This is a genomic window from Actinomadura montaniterrae (assembly GCF_008923365.1).
Classification (GTDB): Bacteria; Actinomycetota; Actinomycetes; order Streptosporangiales; family Streptosporangiaceae; genus Spirillospora; species Spirillospora montaniterrae.
Genome location: NZ_WBMR01000478.1, coordinates 1 through 1417, shown reverse-complemented (window position 1 = coordinate 1417; position 1417 = coordinate 1). Strand labels below are relative to the sequence as shown.

Here is a 1417-nt window from a genome sequence, read left to right as displayed (position 1 = left end):
AGGACAGCCACGGCGGCGAGCGTGACGGCCGGGCGCACGCCCGCGCCGAGCGTGGCGGCGCCCACCAGCGACGCGAGGACGCCGCCGATGGAGTACGTCGCGTGGAACGCCGACATGACGGGCCGCCCGTACCCCCGCTCCACCTGGACGGCGTGGGCGTTCATGCCGACGTTCAGGCCGCCGCCGTTGCAGGCGCCGAGCACCGCCAGCGCGGCCCCGAGCGTCCAGGCGTTCGGGGCCAGGCCGGGCCCGACGACGGCGGCGCTGCTCAGCGCCGCGCTGACCGGGACGACCCGGCGGGCGCCGAAGCGGTCGGTGAGCGGCCCGATGACCTGCATGCCCGCGAAGGAGCCCGCGCCGAGCAGCAGCAGGAGCCGGCCCAGCTCGGCGTGGTCGATCCCGGTCCGGTGCTCGATGCTGGGGATGTGCACGACCCACATCCCGAGCAGGAATCCGGACAGGCCGAAGTAGGCGAAGGTGGCCATCCGGCCCGCCCGTAGCGTTCGCTCCATAACGCGAACATAACGAACATCTCGCCGCGTCGAAACCTTGTATTCCGAACATCGATGGTGTTCGATCGCGGGTATGGCGGACACGGAGCGGCTGCGGCGGATCACCGAGGCGGTGCGCGACGCCGGCAGCATCGGCGTCGCGGAGCTCGCCGGCCTCACCGGCGCGTCCGAGATGACCATCCGGCGCGACCTCGACCACCTCGCCGCCCAGGGCGTCCTCGAACGCTACCGGGGCGGCGCGCGGACCCTGCTGCTGCGCGGCGAGGAGCCGCCGTTCGCGGTCCGCGTCCACGAGGAGGCCGAGGCCAAGCGCCGCATCGCCGCCGAGACCGCCGCGCTCATCGCCGACGGCGAGTCCGTCGTGCTGGACAGCGGCACCACCTGCCTGGAGGTGGCCCGCGCGCTGGAGCACCGGCGGCTGACCGTCATGCCGCTGTCCCTGCACGCGATCAACGCGCTCGCGGGCGCGCCGCGGCTGACGCTGCTGGTGCCCGGCGGCCGCCCGCGCCCCGGCGAGCTCGCGCTCACCGGCCCGCTCGCCGAGGCGTCGCTGGCCGCGCTGCGCTTCGACACCGCGGTCATCGGCTGCTGCGGGCTGACCGCGGCGGACGGCCTGACCGCGCACGACCTGGAGGACGCCGCCGTCAAGCGCGCCGCGATCGCCTCCGCCCGCCGCGTCATCGCCGTCACCGAGGCCGCCAAGCTCTCCCGCACCGCGCTCGCGTTCGTCGGCCCCGCGTCCGACCTGGACGCCGTCGTCACCGACGGCTCCGCGCCCGGCGACCGGGTCGCGGAGCTGGCCGCCGCGGGCGTGGCCGTCCGCACCGTCTGACCGCCGCGCGCGGCCCGGCGTCCCCGCCCGGCCGGCCGGGCGGGGACGCGCGGGGATGGGCGGCGAGCAGGGG

General features: G+C 76.5%; 2 protein-coding genes. One reads left to right on the top strand and one right to left on the bottom strand.

The genetic code is table 11. The features are described 5' to 3' along the window. The coding region (locus F9B16_RS50405) for an MFS transporter (protein WP_151547344.1) at positions 1-512 on the bottom strand (512 nt) is incomplete at its 3' end. A gap of 73 nt (positions 513-585) precedes the next feature. Between F9B16_RS50405 and F9B16_RS50400 the strand changes: the two genes are divergently transcribed. After that, positions 586-1344: a DeoR/GlpR family DNA-binding transcription regulator gene (locus tag F9B16_RS50400; protein WP_151547343.1), complete on the top strand. Its 759-nt coding sequence runs from the start codon at positions 586-588 to the stop codon at positions 1342-1344. Positions 1345-1417: the final 73 nt, after the last annotated feature.